Origin of the sequence: Bacillus rugosus (assembly GCF_023238245.1) — a bacterium.
Classification (GTDB): Bacteria; Bacillota; Bacilli; order Bacillales; family Bacillaceae; genus Bacillus; species Bacillus rugosus.
In genome coordinates this window covers 473,314-492,274 of sequence record NZ_CP096590.1, presented here as the reverse complement: position 1 = coordinate 492,274, position 18,961 = coordinate 473,314, and the positions used below count along the sequence as shown (strand labels likewise).

Genomic DNA, 18,961 nt, shown 5'->3' with positions numbered 1-18,961 from the left:
CTAATAAGTACACCACTAATTTAATCCAACACATAAAAAAACAGGGGCCTCAAAAGGCCCCTGTTTTTTTAAAATAACCGTTTTAAACTTTTCTTTAATGACGGCATTTCGATTTTTTGGTTTTCAAAGAAATTTTTCAGCATGTATTTGCTGAAGCCTTTTGCCTGTCCGTAGGTGATTTTGCCAGGCAGCGGCGGTTCGTTTCCGATCATGACGTCCACAACGACCGGCTGGTCAGCGTGTAACGCCTCATGGAAAGCAGGTGCAAGCTCTTCCGCTCTGGTCACCTTGATGCCCTTTGCTCCGCAGCTTTCTGCAAATGCGGCATAGTCGACATTTTGAAGGTGTGTGACATAGTCGATATTGCCTTTGACCTGCTGCTCGTACTCGATCATGCCGAGATTTTCGTTGTTTAAAATGACGACGGTTATCGGAAGCTTGTATTTGACGGCGGTCGGGAGATCCTGCATAACCATGGAAAAGCCCCCGTCACCGCAAACGGCGATCGCCTGGCGCTCCGGTTCGGCCAAGCTTGACGCGATCGCTCCCGGCAGACCGCAGCCCATTGTCGCAAGCCAGCTGGAAACGATGAAATCCTGGTTCGCGTTCATTTTGAAATGCCGCGCCATCCAGACTGTCACAGTGCCGACATCTACAGAGAGCACCGCATCATCGGCTGCCGCTTCCTGAAGACGTGCCACGACCTGCTGGGGCTTGAGCGGTGTTTCCGCCTCAGTCTCATCTTTTTCGATTTCGTTCCACCAATGCTGCATATGTTCCGTGCAGGCATCCAGGAATCTTCTATCTTCCTTCCGTTCAATATACTCCGTCAATTCGCGCAGGCCGAGAGCTGAATCGCAGACAAGGCCCGCTGTCACCGGATAGCGTTTTCCGATTTTTGCCGGATCTGAGTCGAGCTGGATGGCCGGTGTGTCATCAGGCAAATAATCGCGATATGGAAATGAGGTCCCGAGCATGATTAGTAAATCGCATTCCTCCATTGCCTCGTAGGCCGGCTTTGTGCCGATCTGCCCGAGGTTGCCGAGAAAATGCGGATGCTTATCGGGGACCACGCCTTTTGCCGGGAGTGTGACAACGATCGGGGCTGCAGCTTTGTCCGCAAACTCCAGGAGCTCCCGTTTCGCCTTTTTCATTCCCTGCCCCGCCAAGATAATCGGCTTCTTAGCGTTATTTATATATTGCGCGCAAGTGACAAGCTGTTCTTTTTTCGGTTCAAGATTCCCTTCAATATACACTGGTGAGGTGTGTACGGGCTCCCGTTTGATTTTCTCCGCAAACAAATCATCAGACACGCTCAATACCGCAACGCCTTTTTTGCTGTAGGCGGTGCGGATCGCCTGATTCAAGAGATCCGGCAGTGATTCCGCACTATGTACCTCTCTGTTGAACACAGCTACGTCTTCAAACATTTGCTCAAGCTTGATCTCCTGAAAATAATCCCGTCCGACTTCGCCTGATGAAACTTGTCCTGCAATTGCCAGCACAGGAGCGCCGTCCGCTTTTGCATCATATAAACCGTTTAATAAGTGCACCGCACCCGGTCCTGCGATTGACAGGCAGACGCCGATCTTGCCGGTGAGTTTTGCCTCAGCCGCGGCCGCCAGCGCCGCCACCTCTTCATGGCGGGTTTGAATGAATTTCAATTGATTTCTTTCGTGTCTTAATTCTTCGATAAACTCATTTATACTGTCTCCGGGGATGCCGTAAACATGATCAACTCCCCATTGTTCAAGCAGTTCTGTCATTGCTTGTCCTGCAGTTTTATGTGCCATGCCGTATCCTCCTTTTTCCTTTTTTCAATACCACCGGAGAATAGCTTTAAAACCCGGAGACCTTAATCACTTGCCCAGTCTTCGTTTCAACAGGTCGATCGCCGCAAGCATGCCTCTGTCCTTGAGGGTGATGGTTGCATCTAGAGCGCCATTCCTGAAATCTTTGATTTGTCTTTTTCGGTTCGGCACCATAAAAAGCGGCAGACGCTGCGGAGAAAACCACTTCAATTCCGCTGTCTCCCCCCCGTTCGCTATGGCTTGTCCGCCTGTTATGTGCCCGGCAAATACATGCTGTTCATCCTGAAACTTTGGCCTTTGGTAGACACCTATTTTTGCAGAAAGCGCTGCGCTGAATCCCGTTTCTTCCAATACCTCCCGAATTGCCGCTTCCTCAGCCGTTTCCCCGGGATCAACCCTGCCGCCCGGCAGATCCCATAAAGGGACATCGTTTCGTTTAACCAGCAAAATGTGCTGATTTTCGTTCAGTAGGATCACAAATGCACCTTGTGTATACATTGCTTTCTCCTATTCCCGCAAAAAAAGACCAAGGTGATTCCCTTGGTCCTAGATGCTTTACTTTTTAAAATGATACGGCAGCGTGGCAACCATTATGTCCTTTTTCCAGAACAGCCGGACTCTGAGGAGGAAGGCTGATTGGTTGTGAAGGATGGTGTGCCAGCGTTTTTTCGTTATAAATTGCGGAAACAGCACCATGACTGAAAACTGCTCCTTCTTCGCTTTTGCTTCTACAGTTTCCAAAAACTTATCAAACGGATGGACCAGGCTTCTATATGAAGAATGAAGCGTAACGAGACGCACCCCGTTATTGAGCTCTTCCCAGCGTTTTTCAACTTTGTTTTCCTGTTCTCTGTCAAATGACACGTGAACGGCGATGACCTGATCGGACAGTGATTTTGCATATTGAATCGATTTTTGCACGACTGTGGTGACACCGGCTACTGGCACAATCACGACCGTGCCTTTGATTTCTTCTGGCTCTTTGTCTACGATGCGAAGCTGTTCACCGACAGCTGTGTAGTGATTTTTAATCGCAAAAAACAATAAAACGACGATAGGCATAAAGATTAACACAGGCCATACGACAATAAACTTCGTCACAAACAGGATGGACAGAACCATAAACGATATCAAAGCGCCACAGGAGTTGATCAGCATTTTTCCGATCCACCCTTTTGGTTTTTGCTTGATCCATTTGATGCACATGCCGGTTTGCGAAAGCGTAAATGGAATAAATACGCCTACAGCATATAACGGGATCAAGTGCTCTGTCTGTCCTCCGAATAACAGGATGAGCATAATCGAAGCAACGCCTAAAAAGATAATCCCATTTGAGAAGCCTAAGCGGTCGCCTCTGACTGTAAACATACGCGGCATGTACTGGTCTCTCGCCAGGTTGAAGGCAAGCTGCGGGAAGGCTGAAAATCCCGTATTCGCCGCAAGGACCAAAATAAGTGATGTGACACCTTGAATGACATAGTAGAACACATTCCGCCCGAAGGTTTCAGACGCAATTTGTGAAACCACCGTTTCATCGGGCTTCGGCGCCGTTCCATAGCCGTAGGCGAGCACGGTGATACCGGAAAATAGAATCGCCAGCAAAATGCCCATCATTGCAAGAGTTCTTGCTGCGTTACGCGCAGGCGGGTTTTTGAAAGCAGGAATCGCGTTAGAAATAGCCTCAACTCCGGTCAAAGCCGAGCAGCCCGAAGAAAAAGCCTTGAGCAGCAAAAACAGCGTAATGCCCGCTACCGGTGTGCCGAGCGGAGTATGATGGACTGGCTGATCTATTTGTCCTGTCATGAGTTTAAACAACCCGACTGCTATCAAAACCAAAAGCGCCGCCACAAACAGATAAACCGGATAGGCAAGAATCGATGCCGATTCCGAAAGCCCGCGCAGGTTCAAAATCATAATGACTAAAACCAGTAAAACAGCAATCGGCACATGATAATCATGCAATACAGGAACGGCCGACGTGATGGCGTCCGTTCCTGCAGATATACTTACCGCTACTGTTAAAATATAATCGACAAGCAAGGAACCGCCTGCGATCAATCCCGGCTTTTCACCGAGGTTTTCTTTCGAAACAACATACGCCCCGCCGCCCTGCGGGTAAGCGTAAATAATTTGCCTGTATGAAAGAATCAGTGCCAGCAGCAATATGAGAACGCCAATCGCAATCGGAATGGAGTACCAAAATGCGGCAGCACTGATTGTCGCCAGAATGATTAAAATTTGCTCTGTGCCGTATGCGACAGATGACAGCGCATCTGAGGAAAGCATCGCCAAGGCTTTTAATTTTGTCAGTTTTTGCTCTCCAGCTGCTTGAGATTTTAGTGGTTTCCCAATCAAAAAACGTTTGATTGAATGATACATCGATGTCTTCCCCTTTTAATTTCTCATTTTTCAATTAAAACAATAAAACATCAGCATCTGCTCTCACATTCTGTAATAGTCCTTTCTGCTATGGTATCTCTGTACGAGATTTCCATTCTAAAAATGAACAGCAAAAAACACAGAGGCAAACGGATGCCCCTGTACCATTACATCGAACACAGGTTTCATTCATCTCCTCTCACGAACGCTTACGAGGTTAGCTGACGGATTCGGGCATATGAGAGTTAGCCCTACCTAAAAAGGATTCACCCCAACGGCAAAAAGCCGTTCTAGTGGGTCCCCCGCTCTGATTTCAGATTAAGCGATTTGTTTTCTAAAAGAGATCATACTCCCGTTCCTGCACGTTGTAAAGAGGCTTATTGGCCGGGCGAAAAAAATAAAATGACAGGTTCCACAAATGGAATTTATGTACCAAAAAAATAAAAAACAGAGGCGTGATTGCCTCTGTTTTATTCTGTATCTGTCTTTCTTTTTCTTCGTCTTACAGCAACCCAAATGAACACTGCCGCAATCACCATAATAAGTGCCAGCACACCAATATACAGCCATTTCTGGCTATTATCCTGTGATGGTTGTTCTGTACTGGAACTGTTTGTTTCAGATTTGAGCTGCTGGTGGTTTGTAAACACCTGCTGGCTGTTGGTTTCGTTAACAACGGTTGCCGAGTCATCGGTACTGTTCAGATAACTGATGATCTCTTTCGTGACAGCCGTGCCATTTCCTTTTAAAGGCGCAAAGACAGCCATTGTGTAGCGTGAATCCCAAAGAGATGGCTGAGTAAATGCCACTTGTTTTGTTGTCTCATTCAGCATCTCAAAACCTGATACATCAAACGAGCCGTTCTTCACTTGCGGCACAAGCAGATCTGATGATTTCTCCTTCAGAAGAGAAAATTGACTGATACTCCCTATGAAAATGAGGTTCCGACCTTTGGCATCATTTGCTGTTACGTTAGATGATTTCTTGACCTTGTATGAATGCTGCGCTTCGCTGCCAAAGGACTCCGTTACAAGAGAAAGCTCCTCAAGCTTCGATTGGCTTACGGTGTCAGGAAGCACGATTAACGTTGCTTTTTCCTGATTTCCGGCGTAAGGAAGCGGCCACTCTTGGAAATCCGCTGACGGAGACATGTCTTTGATGGCGTAAGACAATGTACTGCTTTTATCGATAAAGACCCACTTTTCTTCATCAGTCGTGTTGCAAGGATTGTTTTCCTTTAATCCAGTTGTGACAAACTGAATATCAATGTAGCGGTTTTTTTGCAGCAGCTTAGGGTCCACTTTTAGCATGACATGATAGAATCCGTTTTTATCTTCTTTTCCTAAATCATCAAGACGGACCGAGTGCGGCTGGCCGTTGATCATGACCTTCAGTTCTGCCGCCTGAGAAACCGATCCATTCTCAGCCGTTGAGGCTTGAATCGTTTCGGACTTCTTCAACTTTAGCGACAGCTTTGCAGATTGGTTTTGGTCTAAAACCGCCGAAGCTGGATAAAAGTAATGTGCGGAAGATGTTTTGTCAGCTCCAATTGTGATATCACCCGCTCCAAAATTCTCGAGGGTCAGCTTATTGCTTTCTTTTTTTTCAGCCTGCTTTAGCTTGCTGATTGAGAGTGTATCGCCGCTGAGCTGGCCTGTGTAAGTCTGATCCGTGATGACACTGATTTTTTCAGTGAGCACGTCATCAGATGCCGCTTGTGCAAACAGAACCGGCTGCTGCTTAGCCTCTGCTTTTAACACCCGCTCCGCTAGCAGAAGTTTTTCCCCTTTTGCTTGTAAGCCGGCTTGTTTCAGCAACTTTTTCACCTTGCCGTTCCAATGCTTGTCCACTCCGATGAAAATTGTCGGCTTGTCGATTTTCTTCAGTTCAGATTCCGTGACATACGAGATGCTGACACTGCTATCCACCGTTTTCAAATAGCCTTCTGTTTTCACTGCAGCTTCAATTTCCGCCGAACTTGGGTCATCGGGAATGACGATGGCTGTTTCTTCCGCTGTATTTCCCGACTGGGCGAAAGGATATGGATAATGGTCCAGCGAGGTACCCTTCGCTTCACTGCTGTCCGCCAGTGTCAGACGGCTGTCCGGATAAATTTTGATCCAGTTGCCGGACGTATCCTGCCTGACGCAGACGCCCTCTTTCATCACGCCGTAAAATTTCAGCGATACGTTGTGATAGCCTTGGGCAGACTGGCTTTTATTCAGGTTCAGCTTCACTGTTTTCCGTTTGGAATCACCATCAAGCTTTAACGTTTTGACCGGTTCATCGTCTATGACAGCCGTTAATGATGATGGAGAAATTAAAAGATTTGATGCCTCGTATTCAATCACCAATTGCTGATTGCCGGTAGAAGCACCTGCCGGGATTTGATACGTCAGCTCTGCGCTGTCTTTTGATCCGTACAGTGTAATCAGGTCGCTTGTCAGCACCTGCTGTTTGGATTGTTCTTGGCTGCTTTTTCCGAGAAGCGAACCGCTGACCTCCACCTCTTTGGCAAAAGCCGCTTGTCCAGTCATCACAAGCAGCATGAGGCTAGTGAGAAAAATCATTATTGGTTTCAAAAAGGTCACCCGCTTTTATGTTGATTGTATCGTTCTGTTTTGTACCATTTGACCTCCTGCTTGAATAAACGGTGCTTGATTTCTACGAATAAAGAATAGATGACCAGCACAATCCATGCCTGCGAGTATGTAAAGTACATGAGAAATACGATAAAAAAGTTTTGCCTGTTCATTTCTGTTTTTTCAATGCTCAACGTAATCATGACCTCTGTCATAAATAAAAAGAACGCCAAAATCCAGAGAATCATAGCCAAAAAGCCGACCGACAAATGCAAATCATAAAACAGATTGACTACAAATATCGTATTTGACATGATCACGCCAAAGAAAAACAAGAAGTACGTAAAGAAAAAATAAAACAAATCAAAGATAATCCGTTTTCGTTTGAGCTTGAAAAACTGCGCCAAAAATTTCAGCACAACATATTGATTGCCGCGCGCCCATCTGGTGCGCTGGCGCCACCACACCTTCCACGTTTCCGGCTCCTGCTCCCAAGTGATGGCGGCAGGGAAAAAGCGGATGTGATAGCCGAGGTTATACACCCGGATGGTCAGCTCAGTATCCTCGGCGAGCGCTTTGTCATCCCAGCCTCCGAGCTTTTCAATAATGCTTCTGCGGATCGCGAAGTTGGTGCCTGGGATGGTGGCGATTTTGAACCACTTCCATCTGCCTCCCTGGGCCATCCATTGGAAACAGATCGTTTCGATATTAATAAACTTAGTCAAGAGCGTTTTTGCCGCATTGATGACGCGGAATTTCCCAACCACGGCGCCTGCCTTTTCATCATTCATCAGGCCGAGCACAAGGTAATACACGGCCATTTTCTCAGGCGTGTTGTCGGCGTCATATACACAGATCACATCGCCGTTTGATTCAGCAAAACCAGAGTTAAGTGCAGAGGATTTGCCTTTTCCTGCGTTTGGCGGCTTGGTGATCACCATTTTGATGAAATCGTATTTCTCGGAAAATTCATTGACGATGTCACCCGTCCGGTCTGATGAATTGTCATTAACGACGATAATTTCCAGCCGGTCCTTCGGATAATAAAGGTTGACCATCGCCTTCAGCGTCTGCCGAATCACAACCTCTTCGTTATGCGCCGGGATGAGGACACTGACCTTTGGCAGCTCCTTCATGTTTTCTCTCCACTTCGGGATGTTCCGTTCGAAGGTCATATAGTGGCGGAACCCGCCCTGCATAAGAAACATGTGGTAGAGAAGCATGACCCATATTAAACTTAGCGAGATAAAGAACAGCGTATTACCCAAGGCTTCTTCTCTCCTTAAAAATTCGTTTTTTCAATGTGGCTCTCAAGTAAAACGTATAACTGACAAACATCACGACAAATAAGAGCACGATTGCGGAGAGAATCCATAACGCCTTTTCCAGAGGGGTTTGCCGATGATGATCGAAAAACTCGTCAATGGCGCTGACGCCGTTTTTCACCTGAATCGTTCCGTCACCGCTTGTATGGATTTCCACTTTGTCTGTTTTGACGGTTTGTTTCGTTTTCTTTAAATCAAGCCATTCACTGTCCGGAATGCGTTCCATCTGATCAACCAGCTCCGGCAGATATTTCATCCCGAGATATGGATGATAAAATCCTCCGGCTACTCCGCCTTCAAAATCAATCATCTGGGAGATGTGCTCCTCCATATCGCCGAGCGGATTTTGCTTTGATGTATCAACAAAGCCGATCGTTTCAGGATACAGCGTCATGCCGTGCAGCATCGAAGGAGCACTCACAAACGGAGATGCACCGGATGTTTTCCACGTTGTGCCGCTGAGCTGGATCTGGCCGAATATGCTTGTAAAATATTGCGAGGCAATTTGATAGCCGTATTCGGACATCGTGTAATGCGGCGCTTCAAACGCCAGCGGGTAGAGACCCAATGATGTCAAATCCTCGATGGCACGCGTCAGTTTTTGCTTTGTATATGTTTCTTCCTTTTCACGAAATGGTTTTAGATAGCTGTTATAGGCTTGTTCATTCGGAAAGTCTTGTTCTTTTTCCAAAATAGACGGGTTGTCTTCGGCATTTCCGGATGTAATCGGCTGATCAGCCTTTGCATCCCAAAATTCAAAGCCCTCGCCTGTTTCACTGTAGCGATAGGCGTGTGTATAGCCGTGAACAATGATACTGCCGCCCATGCTTTGCAGCTTTTTCAGCACTTTGACCATCTTCGGTTTATCAGACATATACACTTTGTCGCCTGTTTCCGGATTCAAATAAACCGGAATCACCGCCAGAATAAAAGGAACATGCCTCTTATGCAGATATGCACCGGCTTGAAGCAGCAATTTTTCATCAGACATCGGGCTGATATCCTCGAGACGCAAATACAATAACGACGTCCCCGCCTTCTCCCCGAAGGCTTCCCTGAGCTGTTTCGCCACGATCAAATTGTCATTTAACAAATTCGTTAATCCAATGTACACATTCGCTTTTTTTGTTTTCCATATAAAAGAATGCGTTTTGCCGTCATCAGCTTTGAAGGTATAAAGCGCCTTTCCTTTCAAGCCTGATACGCTCAGGACGTTAAGCCCGCTCTCCAGAGATACATCGGTCTTTTCCGACCTGCTGTGGACCTGATACACATTTTCTTTGCGGGCTAATGAAAGCCCGGAAAATTGGCTGATTTGTCCTGCGTTATAGCCTATAGCGACAACAGGTTTTTTTACGCTGCTGATAAGAGACACCAGTTTTTTGCTGAGCTTTCTTTTCGTTTGGCCGTAATAAATCACATGGTCTTTGCCTTTAAAATCCGACCCTTCGACGTCTGAATCTTTTTTGACAGTCACATGGGATGTAAAGTGGCCCGCAAGCAAATCGAGCATTTTGACTTGAGACGACTCTTTGCCGTCCAAGGTTGAATAGATGATGAGAATGCCGGCATCATACTCTTTCGCTTGTGCGGAAACGGGAAAAGACGCAATAGCTGAAAGCAGAAGCATCGTGACGCAGAGCAGCGTGATTCCTTTATAGTTCATTCATCATCATCTCGTTTTCCAGTTCTTCTAAAAATTGATCTGCTGTTTTGATATCTTTGCGGTAAGGCAAATAGCAGACGTGGAACGTGAGCGACACATACTTGCCATTTTCCAGCTGATATGTGTCCAATTGTTTTTTCAGCTTTGTCAGGACAGCCGGCATATGTTCAGCGGGCGTGTGCGTCAGCACAATCCCGATACGCTCGTCAGAGGGACGGAATTTCTTATCCGTTTCCCGGACGCTTGACCTGATTTGCTGACTGACATATTGGAAGAGACGGTCCGTTTCTTTTTCACCGTATAAAGACTTAAACTCTTTGAAGTAGTGCATATGCAGCAGCAAAAACACGAAAGAATTGCCGTAGCGTTCCGCCCGCTTGATTTCTTCTGAAAGTTCCAGCTTCATTCTCTGCTTGTTATCAAAGCCGGTCACTCTGTCAACAGCGACAAAGCTTTTGATTTCGGATTGAAGGCGTGTAACTGAACGCCGAAGCTCTGCTGCAATATCATGGATTCTTCCAGCTATAAAAGAAAACAGCAAAAGCGCAACTCCCCACACGACAAGCATTCTCAGCCCTTCCTCAGCCGAAAATAGCGCAGCCTGTCCAGTCTGGAAAAACATCATTAAGGTACCGAGAACAAAGAGTACGATTAAGGTTAATGCCAGCGCGTAAATCGGGCCGAACCAGATGCCTGCGGCGATGACGACAAACGTGATGCAAAGAATCAGAGCCCCTTCCGATTGCTGGGCTGACACATAATAAATAAACAGAGACAGGGCTGCGATGAGCCCTGAAAAATAAGAAAATAATTTTTGTGATTCATTGAATGATATTTTCATTAAAAAGCTTCCTTTCGGCTAACAGCGGCAGCAGATTGTCAAAAGAATGCGTCTGAGTGCCGCTCATATAGCCTCCATAATACGATTTCACCGGATCATGAGTTTCAAAGTCACTCATTCTGTCATATATGGCTTTGATGACAGAGCTGTCTTCATGCTGTTTCGTTAAAAATAATACGGCTAATGCGTATACGGATGGCGACTCATATTGGACGGCAGGCTCCTTCGTATCTGCCGAATATCGTCCGTACAGCTTTCCGTTTGTCTGAAATTCCTGCTTGATCCAGTCCGCTAAAACAGCGGCTTTTTCATCCCCTTCCGGCAAATGCCACGCAGCGTACAGCTGATCAATCAGGTTGATTTCGCTGTCATATGTGTATTCCTTTGTCTCAGAGCTGTATGTCTTCGGCAGAAAGCCATTTTTTAAAGGAGCTGAATAGAGAACATTGGCATTCCGCCGTTCCGTTTCTTCGTCTATGATTCCATTCTTCTTTAAGACAGCTAACGCATCAGGCATGACATATGAAATCGTCACATCCTTTGAAGCGGCCTGTGAGTCGTAAAAGTCTGTAAATAACCCGTTGTTCATATTGTGTGTCTTCAAAGCCGTGCCGATATCCCGGGCTGTTTGCGCATAGTCGCTTCGGCCCCATTTGGCGGCGGCTTGGTCAAGAGACAGCATAATTCTCATATCATCTATCAGCGCATTCGTCCCGCTCGCTTGGCCATTTTGAATCTTCCACGTCACCAAGTGATTGCTCATCAGAAATGAATCAGTCAGATGCTGATATTGCTCCTGAAAATGCGGAGCGTCATTTTTGCTGATCAGAAACTCCATCCACAGGCCGAGAGATTCTGATAAAAACGAAGGCTGGTCTGAAAAATCGGTTTTGATCAACCCTTGGCTATTCATTAGATTGTGATAGATGAAATACTCCGCCGGCTGGAGCGGGCTGGCATTCACTTCTGCCGCTGACTGATTTTGGGTTTTGTTTCCAGCTTCAGCGCACCCTGCGGAAAGTCCGATAGATAAGAAGAATAAGATGACAGCAATTAACACATGCCTCACAGGCAAATCCCCCTTTGTCGCCTGAAGCGAATCAGACGCTCACAAATATATGTAGACGAAAATATGACTGCCATGTTACAAATTACATTTACTATAAAAGAAAAAAATGCAGATTGCTAGCTTTTTTTTTCCTTTTTAAACATCCAAATAACGGGACCTAAGTCCAATAAAAAACCTGTGCGATATGCACAGGTTTTTCTATTATTTATCCAAACCGAGTTTCTTCAGCTGTTCTGCCAGCGCGTTGTTAATCGGCTCTTCTTTATTATTTTGTTTTTTCATATAAGAGGAAACGTCCCGTTTGGAAGCGCGCCCTTTATCTTTGTTTTTTCGTTTTTCAAATACGGAAAGCTTCTCACGGTGCCCGCATACACACGCAAAGGTCTGTCCCTCACCTTGGCCGCGAAGCTCCATTTTTTTATGGCAGTTCGGGCAGCGCGCGTTTGTTTTTCGGGCAATCGTTTTTCTGCTTCCGCATTCACGGTCTTGGCACACGAGCATCGTGCCGCGTTTGCCGTTTACCTTCAGCATCATTTTGCCGCATTCGGGGCATGCCGTTCCCGTGATGTTATCATGTCTGAAGGTTTGGCTGCTGTTTTTGATTTCTTTTACCGTTTGGTTAGCATAAGCCTTCATGTCTTTAATAAAGACAGCTGATTTTAATTTGCCGGCGGCGATCGCAGACAGCTTTTGCTCCCATTCTGCCGTTAAGGCCGGTGATTTCAAATCCTCCGGAACAAGCTGCAGGAGCTGTTTTCCTTTAGAAGTGATAAAAATATCTTTGTCTTTTTTCTCTATTAAAAAGCTGTTGAACAGTTTTTCAATAATGTCCGCACGCGTTGCCACCGTGCCGAGGCCGCCTGTTTCTCCAAGCGTTTTGACGAGGCCTTTTTCTTCTCCCTGCATAAAGGCGCTTGGATTTTCCATCGCTGACAGCAGGGTCCCTTCGTTAAAGCGGGCAGGCGGCTTCGTTTGGCCGCTTGTTTCAGTTAACGTGCGGACGGCAAGAGCATCGCCTTTTTGAAGTGCAGGGAGTGTCTGATCTCTGTCATCCTCCTGCTCATCATCCTCATCCGCCATGTCATAAACAGCTTTCCACCCTTGTGACTGCACAGTTTTTCCTTTCGCCGTAAAGGTTTCTCCGCCGATTTCTGCGATGACCTTTGTTTCCTCATATTCAAATGCCGGCATTAATACAGCAAGGAAACGTTTCGCAATCAGGTCATACAGTTTCCGTTCTTTATCACTCAGACTGCTGAGAACGAGCGGCTCTTCAGTCGGGATAATCGCGTGGTGGTCTGATACCTTCGCGTCATTGACGTAGCCTTTATGGGATTTGATGCCGCGTTTTTTAATTTGGCTGACATATTGGGCATACGGTTTTACTTCCATGCCTTCCAGACGGTCTTTTAGCGTCGGGACAATGTCACCGGATAAAAATCTTGAGTCCGTCCGCGGATATGTGACGAGTTTATGCTGCTCATACAGCTTCTGCAGCACAGAAAGCGTTTCTTTGGCTGAAAATCCGAAGCGCTTATGGGCGTCACGCTGAAGCTCCGTTAAATCATAAAGCGCAGGTGCAAAGCTTTTTTTCGCTGTTTTTTTCAGCTCAGCAATGACCGCTTGCTTTCCTTCGAGGTCTTTTAGCAAACGGCTTGTTACGTCTTGATTGAACGTTCTCGTCTGCTTTGATTTTTTATCCTGCCACGTCAGCGTCATGCCATCGACCGCCGCGCGGATGCCGTAATATGGAACCGGCGTAAACGCTTGAATGTCCGCCTCCCGCTTTGCAATCATGGCAAGCGTCGGTGTCTGCACACGGCCGCATGAGAGCTGGGCATTGAATTTTGTGGTGAGTGCACGGGTCGCGTTGATCCCCACAATCCAATCCGCTTCCGCTCTGGCGACGGCAGAATGATACAGGTTTTCATATTCTTTGCCGCTGCGCAGCTTTTGAAAGCCTTCTTTGATCGCTTTATCTGTCACAGAAGAAATCCACAGCCGCTTGATCGGCTTGCGGACATTCGCTTTTTCAATAATCCAGCGCGCTACAAGCTCCCCTTCCCGGCCTGCGTCAGTCGCGATGACGATCTGATTGACGTCTTTACGGGTAAGCTGGGATTTAACCGCATTGAACTGTTTTCCAGTTTTCTTAATCACAACAAGCTTTAAGGGTTCTGGGATAATCGGCAGATCCTCCAGCCGCCATGATTGAAATTCTTTTCCGTAGCCTTCCGGATCAGCAAGTGTCACCAAATGGCCCAAAGCCCATGTAACAATATATTGATCGCCTTCGAGATAACCGTTTCCTTTTTTATGGCACTTCAGCACCCGGGCCAAATCCCGGCCGACTGAAGGTTTTTCAGCTAATACAACTGTTTTTGACATGCTTGATCACTTCTCTTTCTTTCACGCTCATCCTTTTATTATAACAGACTTGAACAAGCACTCTCTAACTGCGCCCGTTTTTCGTGTCAATTTCTGAGAAAATAACGTGAGTGACGGTTTGCGCGTAGGGCGATGTTTTGTTGATGAATTCTTCTACCGCTTCGAGGCTTTCAGCGTTAATTTTCAGCATATAGCAGGCTGCACCCGCAATCCGATAGCAAAATTCGATATTCGGCAATGTTTGAATATAGCTTTTGAACCGCTCGTAATCCGCGTTTTTGACGGTTGCTTCCACAATGCAGGAAACGGGAAGCCCCAGCTTTTTCTGATCGACCTCCAGCGTGTATTGCTTAATGATCCCGAACGATTCAAGCTGCCTCACCCGTTCTGTCACAGATGGCGGCGACAGCTTAATTTTCCTGCCTAATTCCCTCATTGACAAACGGCTGTCCTTCTTCAGCTCCTCAATGATATTCAGATCAATCTGGTCAAGTTTCATTTCAACATCCTTCTTTTATGATTTTGTACACATTATCTCGGGTATTTTTGTAAATGACAAGTACAGTCCCCTAGAAATAGCATGTAAAAATGAATGTTTTCCGAACATTTTCTGAAAGCTGTCATATGTGCTCTCTGGATTGTTTATAGTATAGAATGAAAACGTGTCCACAAGGAGGGCGATTTATGCTGCAAACGCCGATCGGAAAACTTCGCACGATGGGTTTTATTGAAGGAATGTCACTCTTAATCCTGCTGTTCATCGCCATGCCGCTAAAATATTGGGCGGGCCTTCCGCTTGCGGTGACAATTATCGGTTCGGTTCACGGCGGGTTGTTCATTTTGTATTTGCTAGTCTTGGCGTATGCAACCTTATCTATCAAATGGTCGCTGAAATGGTCAGCCGCCGGCTTCATCGCCGCTTTTGTCCCATTCGGAAACTTTTTGTACGACCGCGGATTAAGGAAATATAAATAAGTAAGCGCAAAAAAGGCTGGATCTTTATGATCCAGCCTTTCTTATCAAAACCACTTTGTCAGCCACGCGATATAGTAAGCGCCCGGAATAAACATCAGCTGAGCGAGGAGAGTGCCCGCCACCCTTGATGTGACCATCGTTACAGAGGTCCATTTTAAATACGTATAGCTTCGTTTTCCTTTTGCCACATCATCGGCAAGAACGGATACCTTAGGATCAACAAAAATCGCCAGCAGCATCGTCGCAATTCCGTTGATCAAGCCCGATGCCATGACGGCTGTCGTGCTACGCTCTGGCGCCAGAAGGCCTGCATACAAAGCTGAAAGCACGCCAATCGTATAAATCGATGTGATCAGCATGTTGATGACAAACAAACGCTTCGGAATCAAGCGGATGTGAAATCCCTTTACATATGAAAGAGACGGCAGACGCAAATAGGAAAGGGCATTTTTGAATCCTTGTTTCGAGAATCCCTTTCGAAACACTTGAAAAACGGAGCCGCCGCCGCTCGCCAAGTGAATAATCGCCCGTGAAAAAAGCGCGACAAAAGACGGGAGCAGGATAATGCCCAGGATGGTGCCGACTGTCGATCCGAAAATCAAGAAGCGGAACTGCTCGCCTACAATCGCCAGGGCGTTTTTTCCCGCATCATCAATTAAATGTCCGGTAAAGGGCTGCTGCACCATGTTCGACATTCTGGACACGATGACCATGACATTAAACAGGGAAAGCGCGGACGCAATAAATCCCACGCGGGCTCCGGAAAGCCTTGTGGCATAAGCTAAAGTTTCTATCGAGTGAATGAGTAATAAAAAACAGAAAATAAAAAGTACTTGTGTTGTCATGACATGCACGTTATTCTTCCTCCAATTTCATCCTAGAGATAAGACTGGAAAGAAGACAAAGAGGTTTCAGTGCGATGTGTTTTTTACAATAAAAAAACCGCCGGCGTACGCCGAGCGGTTTGTCTTATTCTTTTCTATACGCAAATAAAGATTATATCATCCGCCAAGTCGGGCGGGTTAGATTCATAAAGCATTGTTCCGAAGAATCATTCTGGAAAGTAAACACCATGGAAATTTCTTGAACACAAGACAACGAAAGCCCTACCTCTCAATCGTCACTGCGGCTCCGAAGCCGCGCCGGTGTGAATTGTAAAACAAAAAAGTCTTTTTTCCATCTCATCGTTAGGGGCGATTTGTTATGAAGGAAAAGAATAAGGGCAGCTGGTTAAGCTGCTTGGGAAGCGGTAAGCTTCTCTCTCAAAACAGAAAAAAGAAGTTTACTTTCTTTTTTATTTGCTTATTTTTCTTACTAGCTATTCATGATAACATATCGCCCCTGAAAACACAAATTTCTTATAGCTCGAGTGAGACCGGTGTTTTCTCTCCGGCATTCATTAATCTGATATCCTCCGGCTCAATTTCAAGAATCACCAGGTTCGGATCATCCTTACCGTCAAACCAGCGCTCTAATTTGGAACTCCATATTTTATCCTTCAGTTCTGCCGAATTGTTGATTTTGGCTTTTCCTTCAACTTCAACATACGCGTCGCCAAAGCCTTCACAATCATAGCCTAATAAAATGTGAACATTGGGGTTGTTCTCAATTTCTTCTGCTTTATGAGTGTCCTTGCTTGTCGGTGTGTAAATCGTCAGCCCGTCATGGAAAAAAGTCATGTAGCGGGAATGCGGTTTGCCCTTTTGAACCGTTGCGAGCGAACCTACTTTATGGCGATCTAGAACATCAAGCACTTTTTGTTTAATGTCTTGCTGATTCATTTCGAATCACTCCTTTTTAACGTCTCCGCTGTTACTTTTCCACATCTGGGGAAGATTTAAACAAGAAAATGCGCGCTTTATTTTAAACCTTTCCATTCACGCTTCAATAAGCTGTAATAGACAAGATCATGATACCTGCCATTAACGAATAAGCCGTCCCGTGCCTTTCCTTCCTCTTGAAAGCCGAGCCGCTCCGGGACCGCCCTGCTTTTTTGGTTCCCGACAGCAGCACAGAGAGCAACGCGATTCAGCCCAAGCTCTTCAAAAGCATACATGATGAGTGTTCGGCAAGCGGCGGTAACGATGCCTTTGCCTTCAAATTCTTTGGCAATCCAGTATCCGATTTCCGCTTTTCGATTGATCTGGTCTAGATGATGCAGGCCGATCATGCCGCATAGGATGCCGTCGTATAGGAGCCCCGCTTCGATGCTGCTAAGGTCGGCATACTCCCGCCGCCAATCTGGAATGATCGTTTCTCTGTACGTTTCAGCACTGCTTGGATGTTCCGCCCAAAACAGCCACTGGCCGAGCCGCTGCTGATTTTCGATAATGAGTTCAGCAAGCCGCTCCGCATCCTTTGGCTCCAATAACCGAATGGTGATATGCTCATTTACCTTGCAGGTGAACATTCCCTCGCCCTCTTTCCTTTTTTACCCATTATAGCGATGATTCCGTTTTTTTCAATATAAAAAAAGGATGGGCTGTTAAGCCTCATCCTTATATTCTTGGATCGGTAAAGATATCATGTTTATCTGTGCTCGTCGAAGACATTTCCGTTACCACGGCACCTTCTTCCCCGGCCTGGAACCAATGCTTTGTGTTCGGGGGAATGGTATATTGCCCGCCCGGTTCTAGTTCAATTTCGTGCCAGACCGTATAGTGTTCTCTGTCCTCCTGCGGAGGGAGAACCTTTGGAAGCTGCGTTTTTTCTCCTTCTACGTAAAGATACACTTTTCCGTAGCGGCAGCGGAATGTCTCCTGCTTGCCTTCCTGGCCGTCGACCGGCGGATGGCGGTGTTCCGGGCAAGTCTGTCCCGGAAAAAGCACCAGTTCCTTTGAGCAATAACGGTCTGTATTGACATAGACAAAGAGCTGGAGCCCGACTTTTCGTTCTTTTCCTAAGCCGTAGTCCATGAGCTGAATTTGTTCTACTTCATCATCTGTTAAGACAATACCGGCTTTTTGATAATAGCTGTTTACTTCTTCTTTCGTGATGCTCATTTCCTCACTCCCTCTTACGTCGTCACAAAGTCTCCGCCGTTTACATGCAGCGTCTGACCTGTCATATAAGATGACTCATCTGATGCCAGCAGCACATAGCAGCCGACATGCTCAACAGGCTGACCCGGACGGCCCATTGGCGTATTTTGCCCAAATTGAGCGACTTTATCTTCAGAGAACGTAGACGGGATTAATGGTGTCCAAATTGGTCCTGGCGCGACTGCGTTTACACGGATGCCGTCTTTGACAAGCGCCTGCGCCATTGTTCTTGTAAAGGCATTGATCGCACCCTTTGTCGCTGTATAATCAATCAGCGTCGGGTTCCCGCGATACGGGTTGATAGAAGTTGTGTTGATGATGGCGCTGCCCGGTTTCAGATAATCAATTGCTTTTTTAGTCAAATAAAATTGAGAATAAAAGTTTGTTTTGAATGTGCGGTGAAGCTGTTCGCTGGTAATGTCTTTGATGCTTTCCTTCGGATGCTGTTCACCGGCATTGTTTACAAGGATGTCCAAGCCGCCTAGTTCCTTTACCGTTTTTTCAACCGCTTCATTGCAGAATTCCTCTTCACCTACGTCACCAGCGATCAGCAGGCATTTTACGCCTTCTTGTTCTACGCGCTTCTTCGTCTCTTCGGCGTCCTCATGCTCATCCTTATACACAATGGCGATGTCAGCGCCTTCCTTTGCGTAAGCAACGGATACCGCGCGTCCGATCCCGCTGTCGCCGCCTGTAATGAGCGCTACTTTTCCTTTTAATTTGTCCGCTCCTTTATAATCCTCATACTCATACACCGGACTTGGATTCATGTCGCTTTCAATTCCCGGCTGGCGATTTTGGGTTTGGGCCGGCAGTTCTTTTGGATAATTGGCCATGATGATTCTCCTCCTTTGTTTTCATGTCTATTTGTTGTGTACCTCACA

At 46.4% G+C, this 18,961-nt stretch carries 16 protein-coding genes and 1 riboswitch; of the genes, 1 reads left to right on the top strand and 15 read right to left on the bottom strand.

All coding sequences use genetic code 11. The features are described 5' to 3' along the window. Nucleotides 1-68 precede the first annotated feature (68 nt). The 10 genes from M0696_RS02475 to lrpC form a co-directional block, all read right to left on the bottom strand. The gene (locus tag M0696_RS02475) at nucleotides 69-1,793 is read right to left on the bottom strand and encodes a pyruvate oxidase (protein WP_248602454.1); all 1,725 of its coding nucleotides are present in this window, start codon (nucleotides 1,791-1,793) and stop codon (nucleotides 69-71) included. Between the two features lie 66 nt (nucleotides 1,794-1,859). Further along, nucleotides 1,860-2,309 carry an NUDIX hydrolase gene (locus M0696_RS02470; protein ID WP_166854251.1) on the bottom strand — a complete coding sequence of 150 codons (450 nt, stop codon included), beginning with the start codon at nucleotides 2,307-2,309 and terminating at the stop codon, nucleotides 1,860-1,862. A 57-nt stretch (nucleotides 2,310-2,366) separates the two neighbouring features. Then, nucleotides 2,367-4,190 (bottom strand): potassium transporter KimA, encoded by a 1,824-nt coding sequence (gene kimA / locus M0696_RS02465; RefSeq protein WP_248602453.1) that lies wholly within the window; start codon nucleotides 4,188-4,190, stop codon nucleotides 2,367-2,369. A 191-nt stretch (nucleotides 4,191-4,381) separates the two neighbouring features. Further along, a riboswitch (cyclic di-AMP (ydaO/yuaA leader) is annotated at nucleotides 4,382-4,525 on the bottom strand. Nucleotides 4,526-4,660: 135 nt separating this feature from the next. Next, on the bottom strand, nucleotides 4,661-6,772 hold the full coding sequence (locus M0696_RS02460; protein ID WP_222143570.1) for a cellulose biosynthesis cyclic di-GMP-binding regulatory protein BcsB: 2,112 nt from the start codon (nucleotides 6,770-6,772) through the stop codon (nucleotides 4,661-4,663). A gap of 5 nt (nucleotides 6,773-6,777) precedes the next feature. Beyond that, nucleotides 6,778-8,040, bottom strand: coding sequence for a glycosyltransferase family 2 protein (locus M0696_RS02455; protein WP_003240289.1), 1,263 nt, complete (start codon nucleotides 8,038-8,040; stop codon nucleotides 6,778-6,780). Beyond that, nucleotides 8,033-9,742, bottom strand: coding sequence for a DUF2334 domain-containing protein (locus M0696_RS02450; protein ID WP_248602748.1), 1,710 nt, complete (start codon nucleotides 9,740-9,742; stop codon nucleotides 8,033-8,035). The genes M0696_RS02455 and M0696_RS02450 overlap by 8 nt, the downstream gene beginning before the upstream one ends. 10 nt (nucleotides 9,743-9,752) lie before the next feature. Next, nucleotides 9,753-10,604 (bottom strand): cyclic-di-GMP receptor EpsK, encoded by an 852-nt coding sequence (epsK, locus tag M0696_RS02445; RefSeq protein WP_166854254.1) that lies wholly within the window; start codon nucleotides 10,602-10,604, stop codon nucleotides 9,753-9,755. Beyond that, entirely contained in the window at nucleotides 10,585-11,673 is a 1,089-nt protein-coding gene (locus M0696_RS02440) for a lipoprotein YdaJ (RefSeq protein ID WP_248602452.1), read from the bottom strand. The genes epsK and M0696_RS02440 overlap by 20 nt, the downstream gene beginning before the upstream one ends. 201 nt (nucleotides 11,674-11,874) lie before the next feature. Continuing rightward, the gene (locus M0696_RS02435) at nucleotides 11,875-14,061 is read right to left on the bottom strand and encodes a DNA topoisomerase III (protein ID WP_248602451.1); all 2,187 of its coding nucleotides are present in this window, start codon (nucleotides 14,059-14,061) and stop codon (nucleotides 11,875-11,877) included. 64 nt (nucleotides 14,062-14,125) lie between these two features. Then, nucleotides 14,126-14,560 carry a transcriptional regulator LrpC gene (lrpC, locus tag M0696_RS02430; RefSeq protein WP_003225096.1) on the bottom strand — a complete coding sequence of 145 codons (435 nt, stop codon included), beginning with the start codon at nucleotides 14,558-14,560 and terminating at the stop codon, nucleotides 14,126-14,128. Between the two features lie 185 nt (nucleotides 14,561-14,745). Between lrpC and M0696_RS02425 the strand changes: the two genes are divergently transcribed. After that, complete coding sequence (locus M0696_RS02425) at nucleotides 14,746-15,036, top strand: DUF3817 domain-containing protein (protein ID WP_248602450.1); 291 nt, start codon at nucleotides 14,746-14,748, stop codon at nucleotides 15,034-15,036. A gap of 44 nt (nucleotides 15,037-15,080) precedes the next feature. On the opposite strand, the gene amj is transcribed toward M0696_RS02425, so the two are convergent. From amj to M0696_RS02400, 5 genes are all read right to left on the bottom strand, one after another. Further along, a complete protein-coding gene (amj, locus tag M0696_RS02420) occupies nucleotides 15,081-15,890 on the bottom strand; it encodes a lipid II flippase Amj (protein ID WP_003225092.1) in 810 nt (269 codons plus the stop codon). A gap of 504 nt (nucleotides 15,891-16,394) precedes the next feature. Then, a complete protein-coding gene (locus tag M0696_RS02415) occupies nucleotides 16,395-16,817 on the bottom strand; it encodes a pyridoxamine 5'-phosphate oxidase family protein (protein WP_003225090.1) in 423 nt (140 codons plus the stop codon). Nucleotides 16,818-16,894: 77 nt separating this feature from the next. Then, a complete protein-coding gene (locus M0696_RS02410; RefSeq protein WP_003225088.1) occupies nucleotides 16,895-17,446 on the bottom strand; it encodes a GNAT family N-acetyltransferase in 552 nt (183 codons plus the stop codon). Between the two features lie 88 nt (nucleotides 17,447-17,534). Further along, entirely contained in the window at nucleotides 17,535-18,038 is a 504-nt protein-coding gene (gene lyxE, locus M0696_RS02405) for a D-lyxose ketol-isomerase (protein WP_003225085.1), read from the bottom strand. Nucleotides 18,039-18,052: 14 nt separating this feature from the next. Next, the gene (locus M0696_RS02400; protein ID WP_166854262.1) at nucleotides 18,053-18,913 is read right to left on the bottom strand and encodes an SDR family oxidoreductase; all 861 of its coding nucleotides are present in this window, start codon (nucleotides 18,911-18,913) and stop codon (nucleotides 18,053-18,055) included. Nucleotides 18,914-18,961 lie beyond the last annotated feature (48 nt).